Source organism: Acinetobacter sp. LipI_23, assembly GCF_058243045.1.
On the sequence record NZ_JBZAYJ010000001.1, the window covers coordinates 2,395,660 to 2,418,176 of the forward strand.

Sequence of the window (22,517 nt, forward strand, 5' to 3'; positions counted from 1 at the left end):
AGCCTATATTCAAATTAATTTAATGATAAGCAAGATTTTTGCCTCCTAGCTCTGTTCCCTATTGAGCAGCGCAGTTGCCCCACCCCACCTGCCCACTCTAAAGGTGGCTGATTTACTGCAGGGACAAGCAAAAGAAAAATTTAAGGAAAGGTGTACCGTTATTAGGGTATTTGAAGGCTTAGGCTAATTTTGTAATACTGCATTTCACTACAAAAGCACCCATTGGGATTTCAAATCTAAAAGGCTCGCATTTCAAATGTAATCAAGTCCCCAAAAAGCAGAAACAAATATTTCACCGTACATATCTAAAGCACGTTATTTAATCTACTCCCATCTTTTGAGCACATAAAAATGTATTTTCTACGTAATGGACTTTTATTGAAGTAATAAAGTAATAAGTATTTTTAAGCTATTGAATTTAAAAATAAAAATACATTACTTTTAAAGGTAATTTTTTGTAATTCTTGAAGTAATATTTTATAAGTCATTGATTTTATTAGATACATAAATAAATAAAAATCACTTTTTTACACAGTAATTTATTACTTAAATATTACCTCTAAATCACTTTTTAAAAACACTATAAGTTATTGTATTAAATATGATTATAGAAAAATATTACTTTATTACCTCAAAAAAACGCTAGTCCCCAAATATTTTTTAATTACCTAAATATAGGGTTTTTTATGTTTTTTACTTGCTTCTCTTTATTTTCATGGGAATGAATTGGGAATTTCTCCCCTCAAAAGCATATTTAAATACATGCGTATAAAAATATAAACCATTGATAAATAATAAAATATTGGTGCGCTCAGCGGGACTCGAACCCACGCCACAGGCTTCGGAGACCTGTACTCTATCCAGTTGAGCTATGAGCGCGCGAGCACATCATATCAAAAAAAATCACAAGGTAAAGCATCTATATAGCTTAGAGTGATTTTCCTGCTTATGCTTTATACAATGTTCCATATCTGCAACACAGAATTGCGAGTAGATTACTTGGTTTATTAGACATAATCGCTCACAATAGTGCCACTATTAATCATTCGAGAATTTCATGACTGATGCATTGACGTTAAGAGATTTGTCCAAAACCTATAAAAATGGGTTTCAGGCTTTAAAAGGCATCGATTTAACTGTTCCTGAAGGCGAATTCTATGCCCTTCTTGGACCAAATGGTGCAGGCAAATCTACAACGATTGGTATTATCAGCTCATTGACCAAGAAAACCTCAGGCACTGTCGAAATTTTTGGACATAATCTCGATACACACCCCTCTCAAGCCAAGCAGTGCTTAGGAGTTGTACCTCAAGAGTTTAACTTCGGTCAGTTTGAAAAAACCTTCGATATCTTAGTCACACAAGCGGGCTATTATGGTATTCCTAAAAAAATTGCGGAAGTTCGTGCCGAAGAATATTTAGAAAAACTCGGCTTATGGGAAAAACGCGGTGTTCAAGCCCGTATGCTTTCAGGTGGTATGAAACGTCGCCTGATGATTGCCCGTGCCATGATGCATGAACCGAAACTCCTTATTTTAGATGAACCCACAGCAGGGGTTGATATTGAGCTGCGGCGTTCAATGTGGGACTTCCTCACAGAAATGAACAATAAAGGCACATCGATCATTTTAACCACACACTATTTAGAAGAAGCGGAAATGCTGTGTCGTCGAATTGCCATTATTGACCGTGGTGTCATTAAAGAAGACACCAGCATGAAAAATTTCCTCAATCAGCTCAATGAAGAAACCTTTATTTTTGATTTGGCCGCACCGATTGAACCGATTCATATCGACATCATTGGGGTTCGTTTCCATTTAGTCGATGCCGTGACTTTAGAAGTGACTATGGATAGAGCACATACCCTCAATGACTTATTTCAATTGCTCGAATCGCAAGGAATCCAAGTCCGCAGTATGCGAAACAAATCCAACCGTTTAGAAGAACTGTTTGTGAAGATGGTCGAAAAAAATCTCGAAGGAACTACGCCATGAACTTAAATCAACTTAGCGTAGCTTTATATACTCTAGTACATAAAGAAATTCGCCGCTTTATGCGCATCTGGCCGCAAACCTTGCTTCCACCTGCCATTACCATGAGTTTGTACTTTGTGATATTTGGCAATTTGGTCGGTTCTCGTATTGGCGAGATGGGCGGTTTTAGCTATATGCAGTTCATCGTACCTGGACTGATTATGATGGCGGTGATTACCAACAGTTATGCTAACGTTTCTTCGAGCTTTTTTAGTGCCAAATTTCAAAAAAGTATTGAAGAGCTAATCATGAGTCCTGTACCTTTGCATGCCATTTTATGGGGCTTTGTCTTAGGTGGTGTCTGTCGCGGGGTCTTGGTCGGTATTATTGTGACAGCTATGAGTTTATTTTTTACTGACCTTTATATTACCAATTGGTTTGTTACGATTTACACCGTCTTGGTCACCTCGTTCTTATTTTCACTGGGTGGTTTTATCAATGCGGTGTATGCGAAATCTTTTGATGACATCTCCATCATCCCAACCTTTGTGCTGACGCCTTTAACTTATTTAGGTGGCGTATTTTATGCCATTTCAGCACTCAGCCCTTTTTGGCAAAATTTATCGTTGATCAATCCAATTGTATATATGGTCAATGCTTTTCGTTTCGGCATCTTAGGTCATAGCGATGTTAACGTCGTCGTCTCCCTGTCTGTTATGACCATATGCTGTGCAGTGCTTTATGGCATTGCTTACTATTTACTTTCTCGTGGTTCAGGAATGCGTGAATAATGAGTGTAGAACATTCTCTTTTGGGTAAAGACACCAATTACCCTACAACTTATCAACCCGATATTCTTTTTCCTATAGCCCGTGCTACAGCACGTGAGCACTATGCACATGTTGAAGGTATTCAACAAGGTAAAGACTGGTGGCATGTTTTTGAAATTTCTTGGTTAAATAACCATGGTGTTCCGCAAGTTGCCATTGGTCGCATCAATCTGCCTGCCACCTCGCCCAACCTCATTGAGTCAAAGTCATTAAAACTTTACTTTAATAGCATGAACTTTACTCAGTTTGAGTCTAAAGCTACGTTTAAAGAAACAGTCGAACAGGATTTATCGGCAGCGGCTGGCGCAGATGTGAATATTGATCTTTTTCATGTCGATGATGTGGAAATTAGTCAACCTGAAGGTATCTGTATTGATGAACTGACTCCGACCCAATTGGAAAATCATCCCAATGCAAATCTATTGGCATTAGATGATACTGCGGAAGATGTTGAAGTACAGATTTACTCACATTTACTCAGAAGTAACTGCCCAGTCACTGGACAACCTGATTGGGGCACGGTATTTATCCGATATAAAGGTAAAAAGCCTTGTTATAACAGCATACTGGCTTATATTATCTCTTATCGTCAGCACAACGGTTTTCACGAACAATGTGTGGAACAAATATTTGCCGATATTTGGCAAAATTTGAAACCTGAAAAGCTGATGGTGTACGCAGCTTATACACGCCGTGGTGGTTTAGACATTAACCCTTGTCGTGTGTCAGATGTGTCATGGATGCCCCGCCCAATTCGATTGGCGCGACAATAAAATAAAGAACATTGAGGTTAATACACGATGCCATTTTTTGGTTTTATTCCATCGACTGAACTTTTACAGACTATTCAAACTGCTCAGCAGAAGAAAGACTCAAGTGAACCTTTATATCCACTTCGAGATAAAACAGCACTCCTCATCAATGATGAAATTATTGATGCCATTTTGACTGAGTTAGTTCGCCGTTTTCCACCGAGTGATAAACGTGACACAGCCGAGAAACTGGCTGGCTATATTAAGTCAACAGTTGCGGTTTTGTTGAAGCAGCTTTTAGGCAAATCATCGAATGATGTGGTTCAAGCATCGATTCAGTTTTCTGAAAAAAGCTTGTTTAAAGATGCTGAAGGTCAGTTCCGTGTGGGTGAAGCGTTAGATGCAAGCTTAGTGACCAGCCTCAAATATAACTATGCTGAAATTAAAGCAGGCAATGAAGTAGATAAAGCCGCGTTAACCGAACTGTATAAACAGTTTGCTGAAGCGACTGTACGCCACTTCATGAATGACTTTAATAAAACCCTCGATTTGGGCATGATTAAGCGTAAAGCAGCCGATATCGGTTCTGCAGCTGTCATTAAAGCAGTGCATATTGCTGCCAATAAAATCATCCCCAATTTAACCAAAGATGAACTTTTAGCTCTGGCTGAATATCACGACACCTTATTTCATGCTTAAGTACTAAAAGTCTTCGAGACTTTTCAGATCAAAATGACTCTACTTGTGTAGGGTCATTTTGGTTTCTAAGCTGTAATTTCTTAGTCTTTATATAAAGCCATATATAAAGTCCATATATAAGCTGAGACCAGATCTTTTTGTCATTGTCACTAGACCCTAAACACTACAATTTTAATTGCCTCTATATAAGGAAGACTTTTTATATCAGTCAGTAAAACTTGACTTATATAGTCACGTAAATATTCTGCCTGAAAAACTGTGCCATTTTGAATAATCTGTCCTTTATATAGGCTGAGTTTGTCTTTTTTTGTATACCTATTTGCCCGCTTCAGTACAGACAATGTTATCTTAAAGCCTATTCACGATAGACTCCGTTCACAAGAATTTCGACATAACAGAAACGCGAACTATGGGCTTTACCCTATTCGCTTTGCTCCACTGCCAATAACGACTCTGGAAATTAGACTTCTATGTTAAATTTAAACTTTTATAACAAAGTTAAACGTTTACCTTTATTGATTGGCGCTTTGTCGATCACCAGTTTTTGCCAAGCCAACGATTTCGCTTCTCATCCTGACTATTTTAGCTTTAAACAAAAAACCATGCAAAATTATGGTCTGTCTGCTGAACAAGTCGATTGGGCGATGAGTGGTTCTAAAAATGTACCCAACATCATCAACATTATGAACCGCCCTGGTGAAAGTAAACCGTGGTACGAATATAAAACCAACTTTATGGCAGAAAGCACCATTCAACGTGGTGTCCGTTTTAAAGCACAGTACGCAGATACTTTAAACCGCGCCGAACAACAATTTGGTGTATCGCAATCAGTCATTCTCGGCATTTTAGGGGTAGAAACAGGTTTTGGGACGAACAAAGGTAATTTTGTCACCCGTGATGCCTTAGCCACTTTAGGTTTTGGTTACGAACGTCGTAAGCAATATTTCCAAGATGAACTCGGCGCCTTAATTGCGTGGAGCTATAAAGATGGCGTGCCAACCAACTCGGTTGTAGGTTCGTATGCAGGTGCGGTGGGCTACCCACAATTTATGCCTAGCAATATTCCAAAGTTTGGTGTCGATTATGACGGCAATGGTCATGTCGATTTACGAAATTCAGCAGTCGATGCGATTGGTTCAATTGCCAACTATTTAGCAAATCATGGCTGGCAACGTAATCAGCCAATTGGATTCGCAGCACGCTATAGTGGCTCAAATCCTGAAGCGGTCATTGCTAAAGATTTAACTTTACCGACACCTTATGGCGTTTTAAAAAATCAGGGCATTCAACCGACCAATCCGATTGTCAAAATCGATGATTTAGATATGGTGAATGTGATCCAACTACAGGAAAATTATGGGCAAAGTTATTACATCACTTACCCTAACTTTCAAGTGATTACGACCTATAACAAGAGCCGTATGTATGCGACTGCAGTCTGGCAATTAGGGGCTGAAATTGCTAGCCGATAAGGCTAGCTTTTTACTCAACCTTGAGATGTCAATAAAAAAATATTTAAAAATGATGCAAATTTCGGCATTTTTCACACCTTGTTACAATATTGGTTATTTTTTAATCAAAAATTGTTCGGTTTATGTAGTTTTTATCATTATTTTAATTAAACACTAGACATGCTTATGACTGCATGAATATTATCCATTTCGTCAAATGTTGTTGCAAAAGTGAATTAACAGGCAAGTTTTTTTATCTTTCAACCACTTAGTTTAAAGAAAAAAGTATTGTCTTTTGGAGTTTATAAATGCAGTCTTCACTTAAATATATACTGGCCATTGCCTCGACCATCGCGCTGAGCCAATCGCAAGCAGAGATGGTTCAGTCATCATTTACCAATGATAACGATAACTCTCGCCTAGCTGCGCGTGTCTTGAATAAAGATGCTCAAGGCTTCAACTCACACTTCTCAAATTTAAATAGCCTTTCAATCACTGAACGTTCAGGTGATAAAATTCGTCGCGAAACAATCGCTGCAAAAATTGAGATCCCTGAAGAAGAGCCTTCAGTGATTGAAAAGTTAAATACTGTTGCATCAAATACAGTCCGTAAGTTTAGTCAAACGGGTATGGCGTCTTGGTATGGTCGTCAGTTCCACGGTCGTAAAACAGCAAGTGGTGAAACATTCGATATGAATGCATTAACTGCAGCTCATCGTAGCTTGCCACTAAACTGCTTTATTCGTGTAACGAATAAAACCAATGGTAAAAGTGTTGTGGTTAAAGTAAATGACCGCGGCCCATTCCATGGTAACCGTGTACTCGATCTTTCTTATGGCGCTGCTAAGCAACTGGGTATCACCAATGCAGGTACTGCTAAAGTTAGCATTGAACGTATTGATGGACCCAACTCTTAAGATTCTTTCCTACAGCATGCATTTGACAGCAAAGCCACAGTAATGTGGCTTTTTTATTGTCCTATCTTTGCCTAATGTTTTACACAATCGTAAACAGCTCGATCTCCATCATTTGATCCCTCCCAGATGCTTAGTTTGAATAAGATGCGAAATCTAATCGATCCGATTTTTTGAAGTGAGTGCGCTCACATTTTTACAGCGGTGGAAGACTAGCAAAATTAAATATTTTCTCAGCTCATTCTTATCTGATCAAAGCCAATTTTTCTGCCTACCCTGAACTGTAGTTTTATGCATTCGTCAAATTAGAATGATTTTATGAATTACCTAGTAAATTAAGCGCCATTTTTGCGATATTAGATTCACTATTGCCCTGCTTGTTTTTGTATAATTAGGGCAGTTTTATGAACCAAAACTCAAAAGAAAACCTTGTTATTTCTTCAAAGTTCTCAAACCCCGCCTCATTTGCTCTATTTTCAACTTTTTTAGTTACCCAATCAAAGCTACGCCAATTTGATAGACATAGAAAAAATCGCAAATGGTGAGCATTTAGAGCAACACAAATTTAAAAGCAATGAAAAAGATCGGGCTCGCACACTTTTTTATCCTTTTTTCGGTCTTTGATGGGCCTATTTGCTGATGAAATGCTAGAAATCGAATAATAGATTCAGACCATAAAAAAATCCTAAACTCAGCAAAATACTAAGCAATAATTTTCTCGTCAAAAGAGTGATTAACAACGTAAAAATTGCCCCATAAAAATAACTATTTTGAAGTATCCCTTTCCAGTGCCCGTCTTCGAAAAAAACCAGTGGCAAACAAATCGAAACCATCAGACAAGGCGCCGCATATTTCAGCATGCGTGTCGCAAATTTAGGCAGTCGAATTTGAGTTTTAGGCTCTAAAAATAAATACCGATTAAAAAAGGTCACACAGGTCAAACTCAAAACAAATAACCAGGTCATGTTTTAGTCCTCTGCTTGATCAAAGAGCGCAGCAACCCACATGCCACTAAATCCAGCCAGCAAAATAGCTGATCCAAGCTCGAACCAACTCAAAATCAGCACCATGATCGATGAACTCACCACGCCATAAATTGCGGCCTTATTTTGAATCAACATCACCGCCATAACCAAGAACACCACCACAATTGAAAATTCTAAGTGGAGAGTTGAAAGATCAGGTACTTTATTTGCAAGCAAAATACCCATTAGACTAAACAACACCCAACTGACATAAAAGCTGAATCCTGCACCCAACATATAGGCATAAGACGGCTTTTCCTTCAGCATCGCGGTGGCGTAGAGTTCATCGGTTAGCAAAAAACCGATGCTCAGTCTTCTTTTGAGCGACCACGGCTTCACTTCCTCTCTTAGACTCAGTGCATAAATAAAGTGCTGGCTGGTTAGGAAAAACACGGTGATCAGAATACTCAGTAAAGATGCACCCGTCATAAGCATACTCAAACTGACTAATTGTGCCGCACCTGCAAACACTAACGCTGACATGCCTACAGCTTGCATCACACTCAGGCCCGCATTAATCGCCGCTGAGCCAGCCAATATTCCCCATGGAATAACCGCAACAGAAAGCGGCAACATATCTTGTACACCACGGAAAAAACCTAAACTTTTATGTTGGATCAATTGCGACTGCACAGCAGACTCCATTTTTCAATTCATTGGAGTCAATATGCGGCATACCTTAGATGGCTTTCTTGTATGAAATTGCTGTTATTTTAAATTTTATGTGCCAGATATTGCGCAGGCGTACAGCCCAAAGACTTTTTAAAATGACGAGTGTAATGGCTTTGATCAGAGAAACCACAGAGTTGTGCGACTGTCGCAATCTCGCAACCTTGTTTAAGTAAATATAAAGATTTACGTAATCGAAACTGTACCAACCATGCATGAGGTGGAAGTCCAGTAAACTTTTTAAATTGACGTAATAAATGCCATGGGCTCATCCCGACGACAGCGGCGAGCTCGGCCAGTTGATGCTCTCTTTCAGGTTCCGCAGCAAGTAGTTCTTGTACCAAGACCACTTTACGCTGTGCTTCGGGTAAGTCTTTTAATATTTTCTTAGATTGATTATAACGGCTTAATAAATAAGCCAAAGTTGAAATATATAAACTCTGCTTAAACAGTGTGTTTTTTGGCTGTAACAACAAATCGAAGAGCAAATTCAATTGTTCGGCTAGTCCTTCATCATGAACCACAGCTTGCGGAAACCACGGCATAGTGCCGGCTTCATGAAAAAAATCTTGACTCACCTCTTGGATCATTTCAGGAGTCGGATAAATTGCTCGATAACACCACCCAGTTTCAACAGCAGAAGAACCCGTATGCACCTCATCAGCATTCACTAAAATAATATCGCCTTGCGGCGCAATATGCTGATTTCCTGTGCGTAAAAAAGACTGTGCACCTTCATCAATTAAACCAATACAGTAGCCTTCATGGGTATGTTTTGAAAACTGCGTATGTTGATAGGAGGCTTTTAACATTTCAAGACCATCAAGTTCTTGAACATGATGGTAATTTACAAATTCACTGGGTCTGATTTCGTGCATGAGTTGGCCTCTCCTGAACACTCAGCATACTGCGATTCAGCAAAACGTATAGAACAAAATTGCTCTACTACTGATAGGTTTTTCCTTGGTGTTTTAACCAACCACCTTCATGGCGCTGTTGTGGATCGTGATGTGTCCAGTGGATCACCCCACCTTTTTCACTATATTCGTATTCACCATTGAAGCCAACGGTATCCCCTTTTTGTAAGCGTTCAATACGGGGTGCTAAATCAATATTATGACATGGTTCCGTTAATTAGACCACTCAATTCAGTTTTATAAATGATAAATCCGCTCTAAATATTTAAATTATGCTGCCATTACTTTTAGTAAATGTTGATCATAAAATTCATCCGGTGTTGCCTTATTCAAACTTGAATGAGGACGTATCATGTTATAAAAATCCAAATATTCAGCAATTGATTGTTTCGCTTGTTTAACCGTATCGTAAGCCTTCAAATAGACTTCCTCATGCTTCACGCTGCGCCATAAACGCTCAATCATCACATTATCCATCCATCGTCCTTTCCCATCCATACTGATACGGATATTTCGCAATTTTAACTCATTCAAAAATGCCTCGCTTGTGAATTGACTGCCTTGGTCTGTATTAAACACCTCAGGACAACCATATTTCACAATTGCTTCTTGCAACGCATCTATGCAAAAGTCTGTTTCCATACTGATCGATACTCGATGAGCCAGTACTTTACGACTATGCCAATCTATAATTGCACACAGATAGACAAAGCCTTTAGCCATAGGAATGTACGTGATATCTGTACACCAGACTTGATTAGAGTGATCGATGACCATGTTTTTCAACAGATATGGGAAAATACGGTGTGCAAGATTAGGCTTACTGGTATTGGGTTTTGGATACAAGGCATGTATTCCCATCAAGCGCATTAAACGTCGGACTTTACGCCGACCTATTTGATGTCCTTGACGCTGTAGCATATCTCGTATCATTCGACTGCCCATAAAGGGGTAGTCGAGATGAATTTCATCGATTAGACGCATCCAACTCAAATCAGTTGATGAAATCTCTTTGGGCTTGTAATACAACGTACTGCGATTGATTTGAATCAATTGCGATTGTTGTCGTACCGAAAGTTGATGGGTCTTATCGATCATTTTTTGCCGCTCAGCTGCCCTATTTTTCTGAGCGCACCTTCTAAAAAATCAATTTGCAATGCCTGATGTCCTATCTTGGCATGTAGAGCTTTGAGGTCAATCTCTGGTTCTTGTTGTGCTGTTGGTCGTGAAAAAATATTGACTGATTGCTCAAGCAGTTGATTTTTCCAATCGATGATTTGGTTTTGATGTAAATCGAATTGAGTAGAAAGTTCAGCGAGTGTGTGGTCGCCTTTAATTGCTGCGAGAGCAACTTTAACTTTAAACTCTGCTGAATGATTACGACGTTTTCTTCGTGTCATGGTTGACTCCAAAAACAAGCATTTCCCATGCTTATTGGGGAGTAGATTATCACTTATAGGCGTGGTCTAAAATCCTAGAACCACATCAGTTATGTGCAACCAAAACCGTCATTGTATTAGGGAGTTCTACAATAAATTTTTGATGACGAGAACCGTCATTATCATCCTTAAGCACTGCCACAACACGCCCTTGTGATTGAACTTGAATATTACTTTTCCGGCTTTGAAACGCTTGGGCAATTTTTGCTGTGCCATCAAGCACTTGATTTTGCGGTTGGCTGGTCTGTGTAGAGGGCTCTACCGCGACTGATGGTGTCGATGTTTGTAATTGATTTTCTTGAAGATCGATTCCGAAATACGCAGCAATCAAAAGTACGATCACCGCACCAATACTCAGGTTGGTTTTGTTGGCCACTTATCTACTTCCCCGTTTTATTTTTATTAATTGTATAAAAAAAGCCCCAAAGGGGCTTTTTTTTACTCAAAATAATTTTTCAATTATTTTGCAGCAGCTTGAGCAGCAGCAACTTCTTCAGCGAAAGAAAGTTCAGCTTTTTTCTCAATACCTTCACCCACTTCAAAGCGAGCAAATTGAACAACTGTAGTACCAGTTGCTTTAAGAACGTCAGCAACTTTCTTGTCGTTGTCGATTACGTACATTTGACGATCAAGAGCAACTTCGTTCAAGTATTTCTCAACTGAACCAGTGACCATTTTCTCAACGATGTTTGCAGGCTTACCAGATTCGATTGCTTTAGCTTCAGCAATTTCTTTCTCTTTAGCGATAAGTTCAGCAGATACACCTTCAGCAGAGATAGCAACTGGGTTGAATGCAGCAACGTGCATTGCAATACCTTTACCAGTCGCAGCATCACCTGTGTAAGATACAACAACACCGATTTTTAAACCGTGTTTGTAAACTGCAAGGTTTTCGCCTTCAATGATTTGAGCACGACGAACTTGGATGTTTTCACCGATTTTTTGAACAAGAGCAATACGCGCTTCTTCTACAGTTGCACCATCTTCAAGTTTCAATTCAGCAATTTTAGCAGCATCAGTTTCGCCAGCAGCTAAAGCAGCAGCAGCAACTTGAGCAGAGAAACCAGCAAAGTTTTCGTCTTTAGCAACGAAGTCAGTTTGGCAGTTTACTTCTAAAAGAAGCGCTTTGTTACCGTCTTGAGCGATAGTGATTGCGCCATCAGCTGCAATGTTACCCGCTTTTTTAGCCGCTTTAGCTTGACCAGATTTACGAAGGTTATCAATCGCTAATTCGATGTCACCATTCGCTTCTGTTAATGCTTTTTTACATTCCATCATTGCAAGACCAGTACGGTCGCGCAATTCTTTAACCATGCTTGCTGTAACTGCAGTCATGTCAATCTCCTAAATACGGTAGAAAATGAATTCTTTTTAGAACAGAAACGGCCCAGAGCTGTCTCTTGGGCCGTCTGCATACATGACGCTTACTTTGCCACCATCACATGTCGCAAAAATGACAAGCTTACGTCAAACGCATTAAGCCTCAGGAGCTTCTTTAGCTTCTTCAACTTTAGCTTGTGCATTTGCTTGTGATTGAGCATATTCTTTACCAGCAAGAATCGCATCAGCCATAGCAGAAGCATACAAAGTAACTGCACGGATCGCATCGTCATTACCCGGAATAACGTAGTCTACGTTGTCTGGGTTAGAGTTTGTATCAACGATACCGATTACAGGAATACCAAGGTTTTTAGCTTCTTTAATTGCAATTGCTTCGTGATCAACGTCGATTACGAATAATGCGTCAGGTAAACCACCCATGTTCTTAACGCCGCCTAAAGCGCGTTCAAGTTTTTCCATCTCACGAGTACGCTCTAAAGCTTCACGTTTAGTAAGCTTAGCGAAAGTACCATCTTGAGATTGAGTTTGAAGGTCTTTAAGACGGTTGATAGATTGGCGAAGTGTTTTCCAGTTCGTCAACATACCACCTAACCAACGGTGATCAACATATGGTTGACCAGCACGTTGTGCTTGTTCACGGATGATGTTAGAAGCAGCACGTTTCGTACCAACAAACAATACTTTATTCTTTTTGCTAGCAAGGTTGTTAACAAAGTTCAAAGCATCATTTAACGCAGGAACAGTGTGCTCAAGGTTGATGATGTGAATTTTGTTACGCGCACCAAAGATGTATTGACGCATCTTTGGGTTCCAGAAACGTGTTTGGTGACCGAAGTGTGCGCCTGCTTGAAGAAGGTCGCGCATGCTTACGTTGTAATCTGCCATTTTCTTTACCTTAAAGTTTGGGTTAGGCCTCCATATATCCGCATCCTCCACCCTAACGGGCACCCAGAGAAATGTGTCGATATATGTGCGGATTTTATTGCCCCATCGCACAAAGCCCGTGAAATTTATTCACGAAAAAGCATTTGATAAAATGGGCGGCTATTTATACCATAGTCACACACAAATTTCCAAAAGTTTTTAGAGATCATGAACAGTACTTACGAAGCACCCCGTCGACTCATCAAAAGCGCTGAAGACATCGAAAAGATGCGTGTGGCTGGGCGACTGGCGGCTGAAGTCTTGGATATGATCAAGCCACATATTAAACCAGGTGTGACTACACTTGAGTTAGATACGATTTGTCACGATTATATTGTCAATAAACAAGACGCGATTCCAGCATGTTTAGGTTACGGTGCAGCACCAGGTCGCCCTGCTTTCCAACATGTGATTTGTACTTCTGTAAACCATGTGGTCTGTCACGGCATTCCTTCAGATGCAAAAGTGTTGAAAAAAGGCGATATTTTAAATATTGATGTGACGGTCATTAAAGATGGTTTCCACGGCGATACCAACATGATGTACATCGTGGGTGGCGAAACTTCTATTCTCGCGAATCGTTTATGTAAAGTGGCACAAGAAGCAATGTACCGTGGAATAGCAACAGTGAAGCCGGGTTCAACCATTGGCGACATTGGTCATGCCATTCAACAATATGTCGAATCGGAACGTTTTGGTGTCGTGCGTGAATATTGTGGTCACGGTATTGGAACTGTGTTCCATGACGAACCCCAAGTCTTACACTATGGTCAACCAAACTCAGGCATGATTTTAGAAGAAGGCATGACCTTTACCATTGAGCCAATGGTCAATGGTGGTGACTGGAAAACTAAATTATTGGGGGATAAATGGACGGTAGTGACCAAAGACCATAGCTTGTCTGCACAGTATGAACATACGTTATTGGTCACTAAAAACGGGGTTGAAGTTTTAACTGCACGTCCTGAAGAAGATTTATCACGTTTTCAGTCTTAAATGCTGTCATTGGCATAAAATATGATGCCATCTGTCAAAAAGACCACCTACTGGTGGTCTTTTTTATGACTAAGCAAATATTAGATGTGAAATTTATTCTTTATTTTACAAACAGCTAGAATCAAAAAATATTCAACAGTAGCGCTCTATTACATTCATTCACCTGTAACAAAGATTGCAAGCAAGTAACACGATCACACAAAATGGGTTTTGACATTCACAAATGTCAAAAACACATATCCTTTAAAAACAACAGCTTTATCGTAGCAGCAACCTTAATAATACGCACTATAAAAACGAATAGCTAATTTGGACATGGAGTCCCAGAATGAAAAAAACATTGCTTTGTGTAGCAACGTCTATTGCTGCCTTGCCTATGCTCACACATGCAGATTCACCTTATTTTAGTCTACACGATGGTGATGGATTTAAACGCTTTTCTGTATCGGTCGGTGCTTTACACGTCATGCCACAAGGTAAAGCCCAACCCTTCCGAGTTAACACATCGGTTAAAGAAAGCGAAACTGCAAAAGTTGGAGATATCAAAGCACAAACGGTGCTCGACAATATCAAGCCAGGAAGTAGCGTCAATCCTCTCTTAAAGGCTACTCTTGATGGGCTAGCTTTAATTAATGCTGATGTCCCCTCAGCACTAAGTGGAACTGCTGAAATCCGTGGACTCAGTCAATGGGATAATCCAGGTACGGGTTTAGAAGCCGATGATGTCACTACATTGGGCATCATGACCAATTACTTTTTTACCGACAATATTTCTTTTGAAATGAAAGCAGGGATTCCACCAAAAGTCGATTTACAAGGTAAAGGAAAAATTTATGCGCCTTTCTCAGCAACTGCAACACCTATGGGCGGAGCTTTAGGAAATTTCTCTGTACACGACAAAAATAGATAACTCATTGAAATAATGTCACAATAATTGTTTTCTAACGACGAATACTATGATACATCTCAATGAGTTATATCTTATCTTAAACAAATCTCTAAAATGGAACAAGTCACATTTAAAGTGCTTTGCGCTCATCATGCTTGTGATTATTTTAAAGCAAACATGTAATCTTTCTTCTGCATCTAAAGCCTTGCCCATCAAGTGCTTACCACAATCATTTTATCGACGTATGCAGCGCTTCTTTGCAGGTCAGTATTTTGATTATCGTCAAATTTCTCAGTTGATTTTCAATATGTTTTCATTCGACCAAGTGCAACTGACTTTAGATAGAACCAATTGGAAATGGGGAAAACGAAATATTAATATCCTGATGCTCGCAATCGTTTATCGTGGAATAGCGATACCTATCCTTTGGACATTGCTTAATAAACGTGGAAATTCAGATACGAAAGAGCGCATTGCTTTGATTCAACGCTTTATAGCCATTTTTGGTAAAGACCGTATTGTGAATGTGTTCGCAGACAGAGAGTTTATCGGTGAGCAGTGGTTTACATGGTTAATTGAACAAGACATCAACTTCTGCATTCGTGTTAAAAAAACTTCATTGTCACCAATCATTTAGGAAAGAATCATAAAATTAGTGATTTATTTCGCCATCTTAAAGTTGGTCAAATTGAATGTCGTAAACGACGGATTTTGGTTGGTCGGGTGAAACTATATATAAGTGCACTACAGTTAGAAAATGGAGAGCTTTTACTCGTCGTTTCTCCTCAGTTTAATGCCAATGCTATTCAGGATTATGCATTACGCTGGGAAATTGAAACCTTATTCAGTTGTCTCAAAGGACGCGGGTTTAATCTTGAAAATACGCGCTTGACAGACCCTAGACGAGTGAAAAAATTGATTGCGGTGTTAGCTATAAGCTTCTGTTGGTGTTACTTAACGGGTGAATGGCAACATGATCAAAAAAAAGCGATAAAAATAAAGAAGCATGGACGACTCTCAATGAGTTTATTTCGCTATGGTTTAGACTATGTTCAAATGGCGATTCAGCGTTTAATTGGTTTTGGGAAAAAAGAAGAGTTTAAGGAAATTTTGGCAATTTTAAGAAGGCAGAATCCTGATAGGATAAGGGTTCTGTGAAATTTGTCGTGTACAGAGAGGAAATTTAGAACTTGAAAATGATATTTTCATTACTGACTTAGAAGCATATGGCCCTGCGGCATCTGCACGCGCGTGGACACCTGCTTTCGAGTTCCAATATCACTTTGGTAAAACAGGTGTGAATAAATTCCGCCCTTATGTCGGTGTTGGAATGATGTATGCCTACTTTAATGAGTTGGAAATTAACCCACAAACTGAAAAAGACTTGATTGCAGCAGGTCATATGATTGCCAATATTAAAGAAGGAAATGCTGGCGCATCACTTGAAGGGAAAAAAAGTTCAGCCAATCCCAAAGTTAAGCTAGAAGCAACTGATGCCTTCGCCCCTATTGCAACCGTCGGTTTCACCTATGACTTTAATGATAAATGGTTTGCTGTCGGCTCGGTGTCCTATGCTCATCTTAAAAATGAAACCACGATTACCGTCAAAGATGCTACGCACGGTGAACTGATCAAATCCACAGCCGATATTGAAATTAACCCCATTCTGGCGTATGCAGGTGTCGGCTACCGATTCTAAGCTTCAAACAACTACCAAAAAGACGACACCAAGTCGTCTTTTTTCATGAATATTCATTGTTTTTATTGATCAAATAGTCAATTTTTTATCATCGCTTTCAGCAAATAATTCACTTAATATAGCGAACTCTAAGCTCATTTTTTGGTTGAAATATGTCAGAAACTCGTTTTTCCAAACCGCTGATTTATATGCTCATTGGAAGTGCAATAATTCTGGCATTATCACTGGGTGTCCGACATGGCTTTGGACTCTACCTTGTGCCTATGAGTGATGAGTTTGGCTGGGGACATAATGTTTTTAGTCTAGCGATTGCGATGCAAAACCTGATTTGGGGCGCTGCACAGCCCTTTACAGGTGCATTAGCAGATAAATATGGCTCTAAAATCGTGGTTGCCGTCGGTGGTGTGTTGTATACCATCGGTTTGCTGCTCATGGCAGTCAGCTCTACGGGTTGGTTACTCAACTTAAGTGTCGGTCTTATTTTGGGCCTAGCATTATCTGCGACCTCTTTTTCTGTATTGTTATCCGCGGTGGGTCGTGCTGCACCGCCTGAAAAACGTAGCCTTGCTATGGGCATTGCCAGTGCAGCGGGTTCTTTTGGGCAGTTCATTATGCTGCCGTCAACCTTACTGCTGTTACAAAACTTTGGCTGGTCTGCGGCGTTGGTCGTTAGTGCACTTTTAATTGCGATGATTATTCCACTGGCTTGGATGCTCAAAGCTCCCGCCTTTGTTGTACCGAATGCGTCAACCAATCAAGTTCAGCTCAGTTTTAAAGATATTTTAGTCATTGCGAAAAACCATAAACCATTTTGGTTCCTATCACTTGGTTTTTTGGTCTGTGGCTTCCAAGTGGTCTTTATAGGTATCCATTTACCTGGCTATTTGATTGACCATGGTTTTAATGCAACTACAGGAACTGTTTTCTTAGCGCTGGTCGGTTTATTTAATATCGTTGGCACCTACACTGCGGGCTGGCTAGGTGGGAAGTATTCTAAACCAAAGTTACTGATGGGCTTATATGGACTCAGAGGCATTGCCATTATTGCCTTTTTGATGCTCCCACTCAGCACAGTCACCATCTATAGCTTTGGTGTAGTGATGGGTTTATTATGGTTATCTACAGTGCCTTTGACCAACGGTATTGTGGCCAATATGTTTGGTATTAAATATCTGAGCATGCTGAGCGGCATCGTGTTCTTTACTCATCAAGTCGGTTCATTTTTCGGTGGATGGCTGGGTGGTGTGAACCATGACGTGACAGGTAATTATGACTTGATTTGGCTGTTTTCTATTATTCTGAGTGTTTTTGGCGTACTGGTACATTTCTTTGTCGATGAAAAGGCGGTTGTCCATGACTAATTCATTTTTATGGCTCAAATGCGGTATCGGCATTAGCATTATTGCGTTGTTTGCTCTGGCTATTAGCCTTTGGCTGAATACGCCTGACCTGTTTGAGTATTTTAATCAGGCATTTTGCGCTCATTAAATCTGCATATTTTGAGCTCAATATTTCATTATAAAAGAAAAGCAATATAATCATCAGCTTAGTATTTTTTAAATTTTTTCATAAGTTTAGAACTTCTTTTAATTTTAAGATTACACATATTTTGATTACATTTTCTCTAGACCGCATATCTAGAGAAAATAATCAAAATGACCGCATTAACTCAACTTTCACAAGCGATTCATGATGCCCCGCGTTGGCATCAACCTGAACAATTTCAAAATCCAGAAGAAATACAAATTATCCCACTGGCGGAAGAAGCCTTAGGTGCTGTGGTTTTTGGTTTAGATGCCCGTAAAGCCCAAGCAGGAGAGACCATCTATCGCTTAAAACAAGCTTTGGCTGAACATCTGATTTTAATTTTTAAAAACCAAACTTTGGATGATCTGCAATATTTAGCCTTTGCCAGCTATTTTGGTTCTATTTTCCGCCCAAGTGCAGACAATCCTGTGCTGGCTAGCCAGACTGACACTGGTGTTCCACCCGATGTGGTTCCTGTTTCCAATGCGGTCGGTCAAGGCGACTATACTGGTCATGGCGAACTCACCCCACATGCCGATCACCAGTGGACACCTCTTCCCTCTTTTGGCTCTCTGCTCTATGCCCTTGAGCTTCCTCAAGACGGCGGACAAACCTCTTGGTTCAATACCATCAAAGCCTATGATGCGCTTCCCGATGACGTCAAAAAGCAGATCGACCAGCTACAGCTGATTACTTATAACCCATTCGTCCGTGCGCAAAGTAATACTGGCAATACGGGTTATGGAGACAGCCCTTATTATCGCTTTAAAGATCAACCCATTTTAGGTCATGCCTATCCGCATCCCTTAGTCCGCACACATCCAGAATCTGGGCGTAAAGCGCTTTGGCTCAATACCCGTTCGGAAGTTGAATTACTCAATGTCGATGATACCGAAGGCAGTGAACTGATTGCTGCACTTCGTACGCACATCCTCAAACCTGAGTTTCGCTATGAACATCACTGGGAAACTGGAGATATTGTCTTTTGGGATAATCAGGTGACACTACATTCACGTCGCCCCTTTCCTGTCGATCAACGTCGCTTACTCAAACGTATTAGTCTTGCAGGTGGGCGTCCGTACTAGGCAACAAATAAAATGAATAATTCATGGGCATGACACCAAAATGTCACGATTGTTTTAGATAATCTGTTAAAAAACCAATAAAAAAAGCCCATCAAACAATGTACGACTGATCAGTTAATGCATTTCAAAAGAATGCATTAACTGTTGGGCTCTTCTCAACGGAGACTTACTGTTTTAAATCAAACTTATGGAGTTCGTTCTGTTCTTTTGTTTAGCCAAATGAGAAGCGAAGCTTCGCAAAGAAAATATTTGTCATCCGCAAAACCTGTTCACTTGCTTCGTTTAAACAACTTTTGTTAGAACACAGCCCAAGCCAAAAGTTAGGCAGGTTGCGGATGACGCTTCCGCGGATCAGATAAAGTCTAAAAGAAAATGCCAGTCAGTTTCTTAACTAACTGGCATTACAACTTTCAAGTTGGCTTTTCTGGCGCTATGACTTAAGCATTGCGTTTCGCAAAGTCATCCATAAAATTCACTAGGGCTTGAACGCCTTCTAGTGGAACAGCATTATAAATACTTGCGCGCATCCCACCAACTGAGCGGTGACCCGCAAGATTCAACAAATGGTTTTCTTCAGCTTCTTTCAGGAAAAGTTTTTCTAAATCTGGATTCGCCAAAGTAAACGGCACATTCATAATTGAACGGTTTTGAACAGCAATTGGATTTGCATAAAAATCGCTTGCATCGATATAACCATAAAGTAGTTTCGCCTTTTCAAGGTTCACTTTATGAATCGCTTCAACACCGCCTTGTTCAAGCAACCATTCAAACACCAGACCGGACAAGTACCATGCATAGGTCGATGGTGTATTGACCATCGAATCATTCTTCGCTTGTGAAGCATATTTCAAGATGCTTGGAATTTCAGGTTTGGCTTGATCTAACAGATCTTCACGAACAATAACCAAGGTTAAACCCGCTGGGCCAATGTTCTTTTGTGCACCTGCATAAATGATACCAAATTTAGTTACATCAACAGGTGCAGACAAAATACTCGAAGACAGGTCTGCAACCAATGGCGCATTGGTTTCTGGAATAGCCGCAAACTGAAGACCACCAATCGTTTCATTGTCTACATAATGCACATAAGCCGCATCTTGAGATAAGTTCCAAGTGCTTGAGTCTGTAATGGCAAGTTTTCCATCAATTTGCGTACCCGCTTCAATGACGTTGATATCGCCATAGCGCTGCGCCTCTTTCAGTGCTTTCTCAGACCAAATTCCAGTATGGATATAGTCCGCTTTGCTGTTTTTACCCAACAAGTTTAAAGGAATCGCGGAGAACTGAAGTGAAGCACCACCTTGAAGGAACAAGACTTTATAGTTCTCTGGAATGTTCATGAGTTTACGTAAATCTGCTTCTGCTTTTTCAGCCACAGCAACATAGTCTTTACTACGGTGACTCATTTCCATGATGGAAAGACCCTTGCCTTGCCAATCAAGCATTTCAGCTTGTGCTTTTTCTAAAACGGCAGTAGGTAATGCAGCAGGACCAGCACAGAAGTTGTACGCGCGCATGATTTTTCCTTTCAAAGTGAAACACAATAAAATGATGGCATTTAACCACAGATAGCCAGTGCTTGCAGTAAATTCAACTGAAAATATTTCAATGTAATCTCACCTTTACAGTCAAAAACTCAATCAAGATCAATGATCCAGTTTTAACTCAGCACTGCTCAATCAATTACAGTGGCGCTTTCCCATTCATCTAAGCTCAAACGTAAGCATTTCCTTTGCTTAAAAATGTCGCTAATCTATTGATATACATTTGCAAATTAAACAATTCAGTAACTGAGTCAGCATTCAGCACAGCTAGATTATGCGTATAATGTGCAAAAACATAGAAAAGAGTCGTGTTCATGCCACAAAGACTATTCAACATGCTTAATACACCAGCCAACAAATTCCTATTGCGTACATCACTGCCATCAATCTTGTCATTAAGCATGTTCGGTCTCAGTCTCGGAATCAGCTCGACAACTTTTGCTGCATCTATCAGCTATCAACAAGCTGAGCAAAGTGTTTTACAAGACTCGTTTAGCACACAGGCCACACAAGCCTTACAACAAGCCTCAAAACTAGAGGCTGAAGCGGTCAAAGGTTTGGGGCTACCCCGTATCGATCTGAACGTACGTGCTTATGCTTTTCATAATGAGCTTGATGTGCCTCTTGGTGCACTCAAAAATAATTTAGAACAAACACTGACTGATGGTGTAGCCACGAAAATTGATGAGTGGCAAAACGCCTATCCAAATTTGGGCGATTTAAGTGGTTTAGAGCAAGGTATTGATCAAACCATTCACAAAGGTGTCGGGCTTATTCCGAATAGCTCGCAAATTACCTTAGAAGATCAAGTCATACGCCCGACCATTTCTGCAATGATGCCGCTTTATACAGGTGGGTTAACCTCAAGTGTGAAACAAGTCGCCAATATCAAAGCAAAACGTAGCGAACTCAATACAAAACAACAGCAAGACCTACAACGCTTTGAACTGATTCAAGCCTATTTCAATGTTCAACTGCAAAAACAGTTGCTCGCGTCTAGCCAATATAATTGGCATGCAATGCAAAAACACTATGACAATGCACTTAAACTTGAACAACAGGGCTTTATTAGTAAAGGCCAGCGCATGCAATTTGAAGTGGCAAAAAACAATGCACAGCGGAGTGAACAAGCCAGTCAGGCCAATTTAAAAGCCAGTTTATTTCAGCTGAATAACCTTTTACAAAGCAGCCAAATTACTGAGCTAACCACACCACTCTTTATTAACAGTACCCAAAACCAAGATTTAAATACTCTACTCAGGTCATATGCAGATCAATCGGCCTTAGTACAAAAACTGCAAATGGACACTCAACTGGCACAAGCCAATGTCACGGCACAAAACGCCGCCAAGAAACCACATATTTTTGCCTTTGGTGAATACAGTCTAGACGATAAAAATAACTGGATCGTTGGCTTAGCCGCACAGTACAATCTGTTCTCAGGCATTGATAAAAACAAAAATGTCCAAGCAGCAGAGTTACAACGCTACGCTTCTGAACTGATGACAGCACGGACTAAACAAGAAATTGAAAATGTGATTTATAAATCGTATAGCGAAGCCACCACAGCGCAGCAAAGTGATCTGTTATTACAGCAAAATATAAAAGCAGCACAAGAAAATTTACGTATACAAGAACTGTCCTTTAAAGAAGATATGGGAACAGCGACCCAAGTGATCGATGCACAAAATATGCTCAGTGCTTTAAAAGCAGAAACCGCACTGAATGCCTATAAATATGTCATGTCACTGGCGACGCTTCTACAAAGTCATGGTTCGATCCATCAGTTCCAAACTTATCTTCTGCAACCTAATACGCGATTTATTCGTTAATTCTTTGATGAG

At 40.0% G+C, this 22,517-nt stretch carries 19 protein-coding genes, 1 tRNA gene and 4 pseudogenes; 14 read left to right on the plus strand and 10 right to left on the minus strand.

The window, feature by feature from the left end:
• Positions 1–803: 803 nt before the first annotated feature.
• A tRNA-Arg gene (locus AC4CVD_RS11825) sits at positions 804–879 on the minus strand.
• Positions 880–1,057: 178 nt separating this feature from the next.
• Here AC4CVD_RS11825 and AC4CVD_RS11830 point away from each other — a divergent pair.
• From AC4CVD_RS11830 to AC4CVD_RS11855, 6 genes are all read left to right on the plus strand, one after another.
• Positions 1,058–1,993 (plus strand): ABC transporter ATP-binding protein, encoded by a 936-nt coding sequence (locus AC4CVD_RS11830; RefSeq protein WP_004695849.1) that lies wholly within the window; start codon positions 1,058–1,060, stop codon positions 1,991–1,993.
• The gene (locus AC4CVD_RS11835) at positions 1,990–2,763 is read left to right on the plus strand and encodes an ABC transporter permease (protein ID WP_004982514.1); all 774 of its coding nucleotides are present in this window, start codon (positions 1,990–1,992) and stop codon (positions 2,761–2,763) included. The genes AC4CVD_RS11830 and AC4CVD_RS11835 overlap by 4 nt, the downstream gene beginning before the upstream one ends.
• Positions 2,763–3,575 carry an NADPH-dependent 7-cyano-7-deazaguanine reductase QueF gene (queF, locus tag AC4CVD_RS11840; RefSeq protein WP_168158078.1) on the plus strand — a complete coding sequence of 271 codons (813 nt, stop codon included), beginning with the start codon at positions 2,763–2,765 and terminating at the stop codon, positions 3,573–3,575. Before AC4CVD_RS11835 ends, queF begins: the two co-directional genes overlap by 1 nt.
• 27 nt (positions 3,576–3,602) lie before the next feature.
• Positions 3,603–4,253: a hypothetical protein gene (locus AC4CVD_RS11845; RefSeq protein WP_004695843.1), complete on the plus strand. Its 651-nt coding sequence runs from the start codon at positions 3,603–3,605 to the stop codon at positions 4,251–4,253.
• Positions 4,254–4,723: 470 nt separating this feature from the next.
• Entirely contained in the window at positions 4,724–5,725 is a 1,002-nt protein-coding gene (gene mltB / locus AC4CVD_RS11850) for a lytic murein transglycosylase B (RefSeq protein WP_490753188.1), read from the plus strand.
• Positions 5,726–6,012: 287 nt separating this feature from the next.
• On the plus strand, positions 6,013–6,621 hold the full coding sequence (locus AC4CVD_RS11855; protein ID WP_004695839.1) for a septal ring lytic transglycosylase RlpA family protein: 609 nt from the start codon (positions 6,013–6,015) through the stop codon (positions 6,619–6,621).
• A gap of 644 nt (positions 6,622–7,265) precedes the next feature.
• On the opposite strand, the gene AC4CVD_RS11860 is transcribed toward AC4CVD_RS11855, so the two are convergent.
• The 8 genes and pseudogenes from AC4CVD_RS11860 to rpsB form a co-directional block, all read right to left on the minus strand.
• Positions 7,266–7,583, minus strand: coding sequence for an AzlD domain-containing protein (locus AC4CVD_RS11860; protein WP_490753189.1), 318 nt, complete (start codon positions 7,581–7,583; stop codon positions 7,266–7,268).
• Positions 7,584–7,586: 3 nt separating this feature from the next.
• Positions 7,587–8,288: an AzlC family ABC transporter permease gene (locus tag AC4CVD_RS11865; RefSeq protein ID WP_490753190.1), complete on the minus strand. Its 702-nt coding sequence runs from the start codon at positions 8,286–8,288 to the stop codon at positions 7,587–7,589.
• A 68-nt stretch (positions 8,289–8,356) separates the two neighbouring features.
• Complete coding sequence (locus tag AC4CVD_RS11870) at positions 8,357–9,190, minus strand: AraC family transcriptional regulator (protein ID WP_078426468.1); 834 nt, start codon at positions 9,188–9,190, stop codon at positions 8,357–8,359.
• Positions 9,191–9,257: 67 nt separating this feature from the next.
• Positions 9,258–9,431 (minus strand): annotated as a pseudogene (locus tag AC4CVD_RS11875) (DUF3465 domain-containing protein); the annotation flags it as partial.
• A 68-nt stretch (positions 9,432–9,499) separates the two neighbouring features.
• A protein-coding gene (locus AC4CVD_RS11880) for an IS3-like element ISAcsp5 family transposase (protein ID WP_100607972.1) occupies positions 9,500–10,629 on the minus strand; the annotation gives its coding sequence in 2 pieces (ribosomal slippage) (positions 9,500–10,377 and positions 10,377–10,629; 1,131 coding nt in all).
• An 88-nt stretch (positions 10,630–10,717) separates the two neighbouring features.
• Positions 10,718–11,044 (minus strand): annotated as a pseudogene (locus AC4CVD_RS11885) (DUF3465 domain-containing protein); the annotation flags it as partial.
• An 83-nt stretch (positions 11,045–11,127) separates the two neighbouring features.
• Positions 11,128–12,003, minus strand: coding sequence for a translation elongation factor Ts (gene tsf, locus AC4CVD_RS11890; RefSeq protein WP_004695824.1), 876 nt, complete (start codon positions 12,001–12,003; stop codon positions 11,128–11,130).
• 141 nt (positions 12,004–12,144) lie between these two features.
• Entirely contained in the window at positions 12,145–12,894 is a 750-nt protein-coding gene (rpsB, locus tag AC4CVD_RS11895; protein WP_004982536.1) for a 30S ribosomal protein S2, read from the minus strand.
• A 207-nt stretch (positions 12,895–13,101) separates the two neighbouring features.
• Between rpsB and map the strand changes: the two genes are divergently transcribed.
• The 7 genes and pseudogenes from map (at position 13,102) to AC4CVD_RS11930 (ending at position 19,129) form a co-directional block, all read left to right on the plus strand.
• A complete protein-coding gene (gene map / locus AC4CVD_RS11900) occupies positions 13,102–13,929 on the plus strand; it encodes a type I methionyl aminopeptidase (RefSeq protein WP_004695821.1) in 828 nt (275 codons plus the stop codon).
• Between the two features lie 328 nt (positions 13,930–14,257).
• Positions 14,258–14,827 (plus strand): annotated as a pseudogene (locus tag AC4CVD_RS11905) (OmpW family protein); the annotation flags it as partial.
• 58 nt (positions 14,828–14,885) lie between these two features.
• A protein-coding gene (locus tag AC4CVD_RS11910; protein ID WP_100607965.1) for an IS4-like element ISAba1 family transposase occupies positions 14,886–15,976 on the plus strand; the annotation gives its coding sequence in 2 pieces (ribosomal slippage) (positions 14,886–15,426 and positions 15,426–15,976; 1,092 coding nt in all).
• Between the two features lie 19 nt (positions 15,977–15,995).
• A pseudogene (locus AC4CVD_RS11915) lies at positions 15,996–16,517 on the plus strand (OmpW/AlkL family protein); the annotation flags it as partial.
• Between the two features lie 152 nt (positions 16,518–16,669).
• A complete protein-coding gene (locus tag AC4CVD_RS11920; protein ID WP_201952004.1) occupies positions 16,670–17,878 on the plus strand; it encodes an MFS transporter in 1,209 nt (402 codons plus the stop codon).
• Positions 17,871–18,005: a hypothetical protein gene (locus tag AC4CVD_RS11925; RefSeq protein WP_004982541.1), complete on the plus strand. Its 135-nt coding sequence runs from the start codon at positions 17,871–17,873 to the stop codon at positions 18,003–18,005. Before AC4CVD_RS11920 ends, AC4CVD_RS11925 begins: the two co-directional genes overlap by 8 nt.
• Positions 18,006–18,172: 167 nt before the next feature.
• Complete coding sequence (locus AC4CVD_RS11930; protein WP_419276828.1) at positions 18,173–19,129, plus strand: TauD/TfdA dioxygenase family protein; 957 nt, start codon at positions 18,173–18,175, stop codon at positions 19,127–19,129.
• 437 nt (positions 19,130–19,566) lie between these two features.
• On the opposite strand, the gene serC is transcribed toward AC4CVD_RS11930, so the two are convergent.
• A complete protein-coding gene (gene serC, locus AC4CVD_RS11935; protein WP_325086462.1) occupies positions 19,567–20,646 on the minus strand; it encodes a 3-phosphoserine/phosphohydroxythreonine transaminase in 1,080 nt (359 codons plus the stop codon).
• A gap of 341 nt (positions 20,647–20,987) precedes the next feature.
• On the opposite strand from serC, the gene AC4CVD_RS11940 reads away from it, so the two are divergent.
• Positions 20,988–22,505, plus strand: coding sequence for a TolC family protein (locus AC4CVD_RS11940; protein ID WP_490753191.1), 1,518 nt, complete (start codon positions 20,988–20,990; stop codon positions 22,503–22,505).
• Positions 22,506–22,517: the final 12 nt, after the last annotated feature.

What these genes read in the sequence shown, in the direction of transcription:
- AC4CVD_RS11830 (WP_004695849.1), top strand. Translation starts at nt 1,058, where the DNA reads ATGACTGATGCATTGACGTTAAGAGATTTGTCCAAAACCTATAAAAAT.
- AC4CVD_RS11835 (WP_004982514.1), top strand. Translation starts at nt 1,990, where the DNA reads ATGAACTTAAATCAACTTAGCGTAGCTTTATATACTCTAGTACATAAA.
- queF (WP_168158078.1), top strand. Translation starts at nt 2,763, where the DNA reads ATGAGTGTAGAACATTCTCTTTTGGGTAAAGACACCAATTACCCTACA.
- AC4CVD_RS11845 (WP_004695843.1), top strand. Translation starts at nt 3,603, where the DNA reads ATGCCATTTTTTGGTTTTATTCCATCGACTGAACTTTTACAGACTATT.
- mltB (WP_490753188.1), top strand. Translation starts at nt 4,724, where the DNA reads ATGTTAAATTTAAACTTTTATAACAAAGTTAAACGTTTACCTTTATTG.
- AC4CVD_RS11855 (WP_004695839.1), top strand. Translation starts at nt 6,013, where the DNA reads ATGCAGTCTTCACTTAAATATATACTGGCCATTGCCTCGACCATCGCG.
- AC4CVD_RS11860 (WP_490753189.1), bottom strand. Translation starts at nt 7,583, where the DNA reads ATGACCTGGTTATTTGTTTTGAGTTTGACCTGTGTGACCTTTTTTAAT.
- AC4CVD_RS11865 (WP_490753190.1), bottom strand. Translation starts at nt 8,288, where the DNA reads ATGGAGTCTGCTGTGCAGTCGCAATTGATCCAACATAAAAGTTTAGGT.
- AC4CVD_RS11870 (WP_078426468.1), bottom strand. Translation starts at nt 9,190, where the DNA reads ATGCACGAAATCAGACCCAGTGAATTTGTAAATTACCATCATGTTCAA.
- tsf (WP_004695824.1), bottom strand. Translation starts at nt 12,003, where the DNA reads ATGACTGCAGTTACAGCAAGCATGGTTAAAGAATTGCGCGACCGTACT.
- rpsB (WP_004982536.1), bottom strand. Translation starts at nt 12,894, where the DNA reads ATGGCAGATTACAACGTAAGCATGCGCGACCTTCTTCAAGCAGGCGCA.
- map (WP_004695821.1), top strand. Translation starts at nt 13,102, where the DNA reads ATGAACAGTACTTACGAAGCACCCCGTCGACTCATCAAAAGCGCTGAA.
- AC4CVD_RS11920 (WP_201952004.1), top strand. Translation starts at nt 16,670, where the DNA reads ATGTCAGAAACTCGTTTTTCCAAACCGCTGATTTATATGCTCATTGGA.
- AC4CVD_RS11925 (WP_004982541.1), top strand. Translation starts at nt 17,871, where the DNA reads ATGACTAATTCATTTTTATGGCTCAAATGCGGTATCGGCATTAGCATT.
- AC4CVD_RS11930 (WP_419276828.1), top strand. Translation starts at nt 18,173, where the DNA reads ATGACCGCATTAACTCAACTTTCACAAGCGATTCATGATGCCCCGCGT.
- serC (WP_325086462.1), bottom strand. Translation starts at nt 20,646, where the DNA reads ATGCGCGCGTACAACTTCTGTGCTGGTCCTGCTGCATTACCTACTGCC.
- AC4CVD_RS11940 (WP_490753191.1), top strand. Translation starts at nt 20,988, where the DNA reads ATGCCACAAAGACTATTCAACATGCTTAATACACCAGCCAACAAATTC.